General features: G+C 34.3%; 4 protein-coding genes, 2 tRNA genes, 1 pseudogene and 1 other annotated feature. Of the genes and pseudogenes, 6 read left to right on the top strand and 1 reads right to left on the bottom strand.

All coding sequences use genetic code 11. The features are described from left to right. Positions 1 to 320: 320 nt before the first annotated feature. Complete coding sequence (locus RTP52_RS14640) at positions 321 to 1,826, bottom strand: carboxypeptidase M32 (RefSeq protein WP_312372181.1); 1,506 nt, start codon at positions 1,824 to 1,826, stop codon at positions 321 to 323. A gap of 639 nt (positions 1,827 to 2,465) precedes the next feature. On the opposite strand from RTP52_RS14640, the gene RTP52_RS14645 reads away from it, so the two are divergent. The 6 genes and pseudogenes from RTP52_RS14645 to RTP52_RS14670 all read left to right on the top strand — a co-directional run. Beyond that, positions 2,466 to 3,332: a YitT family protein gene (locus tag RTP52_RS14645; RefSeq protein ID WP_312105021.1), complete on the top strand. Its 867-nt coding sequence runs from the start codon at positions 2,466 to 2,468 to the stop codon at positions 3,330 to 3,332. 66 nt (positions 3,333 to 3,398) lie between these two features. Further along, positions 3,399 to 3,666, top strand: a binding site (T-box leader). Between the two features lie 160 nt (positions 3,667 to 3,826). After that, entirely contained in the window at positions 3,827 to 5,035 is a 1,209-nt protein-coding gene (gene tyrS / locus RTP52_RS14650; protein ID WP_312105024.1) for a tyrosine--tRNA ligase, read from the top strand. Between the two features lie 126 nt (positions 5,036 to 5,161). Continuing rightward, positions 5,162 to 6,364 (top strand): hypothetical protein, encoded by a 1,203-nt coding sequence (locus RTP52_RS14655; protein ID WP_312372182.1) that lies wholly within the window; start codon positions 5,162 to 5,164, stop codon positions 6,362 to 6,364. Positions 6,365 to 6,557: 193 nt separating this feature from the next. Then, positions 6,558 to 6,630, top strand: a tRNA-Val gene (locus RTP52_RS14660). A gap of 23 nt (positions 6,631 to 6,653) precedes the next feature. Next, positions 6,654 to 6,727 (top strand) — tRNA-Met (locus tag RTP52_RS14665). Positions 6,728 to 7,108: 381 nt separating this feature from the next. After that, positions 7,109 to 7,396, top strand: a pseudogene (locus RTP52_RS14670) (BMP family ABC transporter substrate-binding protein); the annotation flags it as partial.

The following is a 7,396-nucleotide window of genomic DNA, read 5'->3' on the forward strand; positions in this document are numbered from 1 at the left end:
GCAAAATAATGGGCATACAGAAAAATAAATATAAGTAATAAAAGGATAATAAAAAAGGATAATAAAAAAGGATAATAAATTAAAAGGATAATAAATTAAAAAGGATAATAAATTAAATAGGATAATAAATTAAAAAAGATAATAAATTAATGAGGATAGTAATTGTAATGAAGTAAGTAAAAATAAAAAGAATGAAATCACAAGTAAGGAATAATACTCCATACAAGTGATTTCATCCATTGTTATATAGTACAAGGAAAAGTTCACGAAGCGTGCTTTTCCTTGTTTTGTTTGACCAAAAGTTTTATTATATTAAGATCTTATAACTGATATAATTTTGTATATTTGTCTATTAGATAGGCTACATAGTAATCAGCATTAAAGGATTCACCAGTCATCTCTAATAATAATTCATTGGTATTCTTAGTGGCGCCATATTTATGAATATGTTCTTTTAATAAATCTAAAATTGGATTAAGATTTCCTTCTCTTAAGCATTTTGAAAAGTCAATTTTCGTCTGTATAAAAGCATAGATTTGAGAGGCGATTGCGTTTCCAAGTGCATAGGACGGAAAATATCCGAAGGTACCATTAGACCAGTGTACATCTTGCAGTACACCAAGTGTATCTGTTGGAGGTACAATTCCTAAATATTCTTCATACTTCTCATTCCAGATACGTGGTAGGTCGGACACCTCAATTTGTCCGGATATCAGAAGCTTCTCAATTTCATAACGAATCATGATATGAAGAGAATAGGTTAACTCATCTGCTTCCGTACGGATAAAATCTGGCTCAGCTTTGTTAATAGAAAGGATAAATTGGTCAAGTGATACATTTTTTAATTGTTCAGGGAATGTATTAGTTAATTTATCCCACAGTGGTGCCCAAAAATCTATACTACGTCCAATGATATTTTCAAAGAAACGGGACTGTGATTCATGAACACCCATCGAGGAACCATGGCCTACTGGTGTTTGAGTTAAAGAATCATCAATATTCATCTCGTAGATCGCATGACCACCCTCGTGTATGGTAGAAAAGATGGAACTTTCGAGATTGTTTTTAAAATAATGTGTTGTAATTCTAACATCTTTATTGTGTAGGTTTGTTGTAAATGGATGCTCACTTTCTGCAATTACTCCACGTCTAAAATCAAATCCGATGTACTCTGCAATGAATTTACAGAACTCTTTTTGTTTTCCTATGTCATAAGTTAAAGAATTATAGGATTTGTCTATAGAATCACTTTTTGCCACTACTTGCTTTAGTAAAGGTACGATAGCAGTACGTAGTTTTGCGAAAAATTCATCCAATTGCTTCATATCAATTCCTTCTTCAAACTCGTCTAGCATAATATCGTAAAGGGCTTTGTTCTCTTCGTTACGATAGCTAGCAAATTTCTTATTATAAGAAACGATTTCTTCCAGTGTTGGAGCATAATCAGCAAAGCAATTTTTTTCTTTTGCAGTAGCCCAAATTGCACTGGATTTTGCGGTCAATTCACTATAAGCTTTATATTCTTCTGGCGGGATGCATTCCATTTCTTTTAACTGCTTATTCAGCTTCTTAACGATTTTTTGTTCATTGAATTCCAAGACATCGAAATTCTCTGGTTTTGATAATTCATGTAATAGATTTTTAATGTCATCATTTACCATTGCATCAAAATACTCACCTGATAATAAACCAACAGCTTTTGCAGTATTTTCAAGGGCTTCAACAGGGGCAAGGGTTTCGGTATCCCATTGCAGTAAGGTTAATGCAGTTTCTAATGCCATCATTTTGTTTAAGTGTGGAATTAATTTTTCATATTTTTCGTTCATATATAACCTCATTTCTGCGCTACTTATTGTCTTGCTTGCAAGATAATCTTCAAGTTTGTGGAAGCAGCGCGAACACAAACTTGCTAAGTGAAAGATTGAAAATTCTTTCGTTCTCGTTTTCTTTCACATCCTTAAAACTATAAGTATGATTTTCTCACCTGGATAAATCAACTATCAACTTACGTTTATTTAGTGCAAATAAATTTACTGGATACTATTATTCCATAAAAACAACCTTTGCTCTACAGTATAAATTATCCAAAAAAATTATATCATAGGAAATGTAGAATAGCTATTATTTTTGGTGAAATCATAGAGGAATGGTATTGATGTTTCAATCAGGCTGTGGTATAAATAATTTATAAAATTGAATGAAATCTATAAGATGTATTAGGCAGTTGCCTTGATTCACGTCTGTTAGGGAAAATCTAACAGACGTTTTTTTGAACGGTTAAGCGTTAAGAAAGCATTATACGCTTTTTCTATTGCAGTATCAAATTTGTTTGCCAATGCGGTATTGCTATAGATGATAGGTTGAAACACAAAGTTAATTCAAGCAAAAGTTTTTGTGTCAGAGTTATCCTTGGCGCAAACTTCAGTCGCGCAGTAAGCGTGTACAGAAATGGAGGTTATGAAAGAGTGAAACTATTACGTAATTTGCTAATTATCGTATTTGGTAATTTTCTTTACGCAGCAGGTGTAGTATTTTTTATTCTACCTTCCGGATTAATTACTGGAGGTACGACAGGAATAGCTTTGAGTGTGAATTATTTTTCCGGTTTGCCGGTATCCTATTTTGTATTTGGCTTTAATCTTATTATGTTTTTGTTAGGTTTGTTTATCTTGGGGAAAAGTTTTGCATTGACTACATTAGTGAGTACATTCTGTTTTCCATTTGCACTTGGTTTTCTACAAAATATAGCTGGAGAGTTTACAGTAACAAATGATATCTTTTTATGCACTCTCTTTGGTGGACTCTGTATTGGAACAGCAATTGCACTTGTTATTAGGATGGGTGCAAGCACAGGGGGTATGGATATACCACCACTGATACTTAACAAGTATTTTCATATACCTGTATCCATAACTTTATATATTGCAGATTGTATTATTCTTGCACTACAGGCTGTTTTTGGAGAAAAAGAAAAGATTCTATATGGTATTGTTCTAGTATTAACCTACACCATTGTTTTGGATAAGCTTCTTATGTTTGGTACGAATAAGATGCAATTAAAAGTAGTAAGTAGTAAAGTAGATCTTATAAAAGAAGCAATCATATCTGAAATTGACAGAGGTGTTACTCTTTTCCATGGGCAAACAGGTTATTTAGAAAAAGAGACTGACATTTTACTTAGTGTAGTTTCCAATAGGGAACTTTATAGAGTGGAAAAATTGATTCATCAAATAGATGAGGATGCCTTTGTTGTTATTAGTCGTGTCAGTGAAGTAAGGGGCAAAGGTTTTAGTGAAGGAAAGAAGTATTTAATGAAAAAAACAGAGTCATAAAAAGGTATAGTATGGGGTTGACAGCTAGGATTACGTTTGTTATAATCATAAAATCAAGTAAATAAATCATAGGCTATGATAAGAAAGAGTAAAAATCATTGTAATCTAACAGAAAGTTGCCGGCTGATGAGAGGCGCAAGAAAGCTGATTTTGAATACATCTTTGAGCTTCACACCGAACGACTATAATAGTTTAAGTAGGCTGTTGACGGTATCCTGCACCCGTTATCGTGCTAGAGTATAACCATCAGTAAAGATGAGTACTCGAAGAGGTTAGCTGTGCGAACAGTTAATAAATTTGAGGTGGTAACGCGTGATAATATCCCGCCCTCTGAATGTAATTCAGAGGGCGGTTTTTTTTGCGTTTAGGGAGGAATAAAGTACCTAAACCGTATAAAACGCTCCACTAGGAATGCTCATGACTTGAAAAAACGGTCTTTGATCTTCATAGCGATAAAAACTTGATAGGATAGTGAAGAAAAGGAGAGAAATGACATGATTTGTGTGGACGAACAAATGAAAATTATTAAAAAAGGCGTATTAGATATGATGCGCGAGGAGGAGTTAAGAGAAAAGCTTAAGGTTTCTGTGGAACAGAATAAACCCCTAACAATCAAGCTTGGACTTGATCCTTCAGCACCTGATATTCATCTAGGGCATACCGTTGTTCTTCGTAAAATCAAGCAGATGCAAGACTTGGGGCATAGAGCAATTATTATTATCGGAGATTTTACTGGTCGTATTGGTGATCCTACAGGAAAATCGAAGACAAGAAAACCTCTTTCCGATGAACAGGTAAAAGAGAATGCAGCTACTTACATGGAGCAGATATTTAAAGTTTTAGACACAGAAAAAACTGAGGTTCGTTTTAATAGCGAGTGGTTATCAAAACTTAACTTTGAACAAGTAATAGCATTAGCTTCCAGTACTACGGTGGCAAGATTATTAGAGCGTGATGACTTCCAGAATCGTTACAAAAATCAGGAAGCAATCGGTCTGCATGAATTTTTCTATCCTTTAATGCAAGGCTATGACTCTGTTGAAATAAAAGCAGACATTGAATTAGGTGGAACAGATCAAACATTTAATATTTTAATGGGTAGAACCTTACAAAAATCAGTTGGAATGTCTCAGCAGATTGCTATGTTTATGCCAATCCTTGAAGGGCTTGACGGTATAGAAAAGATGAGTAAGAGTCTTGGTAACTATATTGGTGTAAGCGAATCTCCTCAGGTTATGTTTAAGAAAGTGATGGAGGTTCCAGATGAGTTGATATTCCGTTACTTTGAACTTGTGACAGATGAGCATCCTGATGATATCGAAAAATTACGTAGCGAGATGGAACAGGGAAAAAATCCAAGAGATATTAAGCTTATCTTAGCTCGAATTATTACAAAGCTTTACCATGGAGAAGAGGGAGTTAAGACTGGAGAGGAATACTTCGAACAAGTATTTAAAGAAGGTGAGATCCCAGAGGATATGCCTGTGATAAAACTTGAAAAAGAGCAAGATAGTTTAGCTTCCGTTGCGGGTGTATTAGCTAACGAAGGACTTGTTTCTTCTGCAAGTGAATTCCGTAGGTTGATTAAGCAAGGTGGAGTACAGCTAAATAGAGAAAAGGTAATGGACATTGACTGTATCTTAACAGAACAAGAAAATGTTTTAAAAATTGGAAAGAAGAAATTTGTACGATTAGTATTTTAAGAAATGTTGCCGATATGTATCTAGTATAGTATCATATAATTGACATGTTTTACAAAGACGCATGTATAATAAGTAAAATAATAAAAAGTATATAAGAAAAATTTTATAATCGGAGGAGTTGGCCGAATGAAGTATGACCAACCTAGTCAAGAAGAAAAGATTGATAAAAATACAAGTCTTAGAAATTTTATTGAGGACAATCAAGATATTATATCGGAGCTTAGAGAAACAAAACAGCCGCTTTATTATATTATAGTTGGAGTAGATGAGATACAAGCTACGACAGTAAAACAACAGGGGTACTATCAAGAGATGGTATCCCTGCTTATCGATAAAATAGACTTACCTCTGCAACCAGTAAAACAAGAAGAGCTAAATAGCATTGTTGCAGAAATGGAGGAAGATAATCTTTCAATCGTATTTGGGCATCCACTAGTAAAAGGTTGTGCAACTTCTATATTATCTAGTAAGGAAGAAAGTTTAGTTTTAGTCGCAACGAAGAAAGACATGACTGCGGAAGAGGTACCATATGCTTACTGGGGAGTTGAGGAGTACCTGAGTAGTTATATCAAAGATACTATATTAGATGAACACACCATACTTTTTAATACAGCCACAGATTTATACCATGCAGTTTTGGAAGGCGAGATAGAAGGTATGTTGATAAAATATAGTACCTATGAATCGTACCTACAAGACGAAAAAGAACTGTATCTAGTTTCTGATGTGGTGTTACCATTACAAGAGTATATTGTGATATCAAACCAACAGGAAGAATTATTAAGATTAATGAAAAAGTTTCTTCCTTTTTATGATAATTACAGAAAGATAGAGCAGATAGCAACTGCAGAAATGCGATATCTTAGACCTATTCAGGGCATGGAGAAAGGAGTAGTTTTATGGACTTCTTCTATCATTATGGTACTGACTTTTATATTAACAGTCCTATATTTTGTTTTTCGTCATAGAAGAGAAAAGAAGAGAAAACAACTTGCTTCGGTTTTATATCAAGAGCTATCGGTACTTTACGATAATAATCAAGAAGTATTCATCGTAGATTTATTAGCTGGAAAGATTCGATCGAATCATCATTTTTCCTGCTTTTTTGAAAATCAAAGTGCTCTGCATCGTAAACATATGAGCCTTAAGGAATTATCAAGTAAAATAGGGTTTAATTTTGAGGAACATTATCGTTATATCTGTCGCCAGTTTGATCGTACTTATCTGTTTCAATATCAACTTTATCTTGGAGGAGTTCGGTATCAGGTGAAGGAAGAAGGTATTTTTGAGCAAGGGATACTTGTTCTTTTGATTTCAAAAGAAAAGTAAAAACAAGGTAGATAATGTGAAAAATCTAGATTTTTCACACAGGAACTGTGCTGTCACCCAATTTCGCGGGATTACGTCAGATTGGATAAATTACTGGATTAATATGGAATAAAAAAGTTTTAAAAAATTGCTTGACAAAACTTGTCTTCCTAAATATAATAGTAATGTGCTCGTGAGAAACGAGACAATGAATGGGATCTTAGCTCAGCTGGGAGAGCATCTGCCTTACAAGCAGAGGGTCATAGGTTCGAGCCCTATAGGTCCCATTTTTACGGAAAAAAATAAATATGGCGAAATAGCTCAGTTGGCTAGAGCATACGGTTCATACCCGTAGGGTCGTGGGTTCAAATCCCTCTTTCGCTATTTATAAGGGTTCAGAAGTTAATGACTTCTGAGCTTTTTTTGTGTATTGTATTTTAACTATAGCAAAAGATCAGTCAGAGAAAGAGATAGAATTACTGTCAGCATTTTATCTTAGTTAGTTGATAGCCTTGTAATGTTTATTACATCCGAAACCAATTACTTATAAGTACAAATCATAAAAAGCATTATTATTTATAATAACTGCTTATATTGAAATAGGTGCTAAAATCAACTATAATTCAACATGTCCGATATAAGTCAAAGGAAGATGCCAATTACTTATCTACTTTTGTTATTGATCGGAGGGCAAGTATCCAAAGTTTTTACAGGGTAGGCGACATAAAAAGTGCCAGCTTATTAACTAACGGGAGGAATCGTATTATGAAAAAGAAAGCGCTCAGCTTACTAATGGCAGTAACTCTTGCAGCAACCTTATTTACGGGCTGTGGAAAAAAGGATGAAGAAACAAAAGCACCAGTAACTAATGAGAATTCTGGGGATGAAGCAACAAAAGCACCAGTAACGAATGAGAATTCTGGGGATGAAGCAAAGAAGGACTTATTTGCTCCAATCGCTAAGGAAGACTTAAAGATTGGTGTAATTCACATCACAAACCCTGCGGAAGGTTCTGGTTATACATATACTCATGACGTTGGTATTCAGGGTATG

The organism is Lachnoclostridium sp. (assembly GCF_031997925.1).
Classification (GTDB): domain Bacteria; phylum Bacillota; class Clostridia; order Lachnospirales; family Lachnospiraceae; genus Lachnoclostridium.

Excerpts from the sequence above, each read along its gene's own strand:
- RTP52_RS14640 (WP_312372181.1), bottom strand. The coding sequence starts at position 1,826 with ATGAACGAAAAATATGAAAAATTAATTCCACACTTAAACAAAATGATG.
- tyrS (WP_312105024.1), top strand. The coding sequence starts at position 3,827 with ATGATTTGTGTGGACGAACAAATGAAAATTATTAAAAAAGGCGTATTA.
- RTP52_RS14655 (WP_312372182.1), top strand. The coding sequence starts at position 5,162 with ATGAAGTATGACCAACCTAGTCAAGAAGAAAAGATTGATAAAAATACA.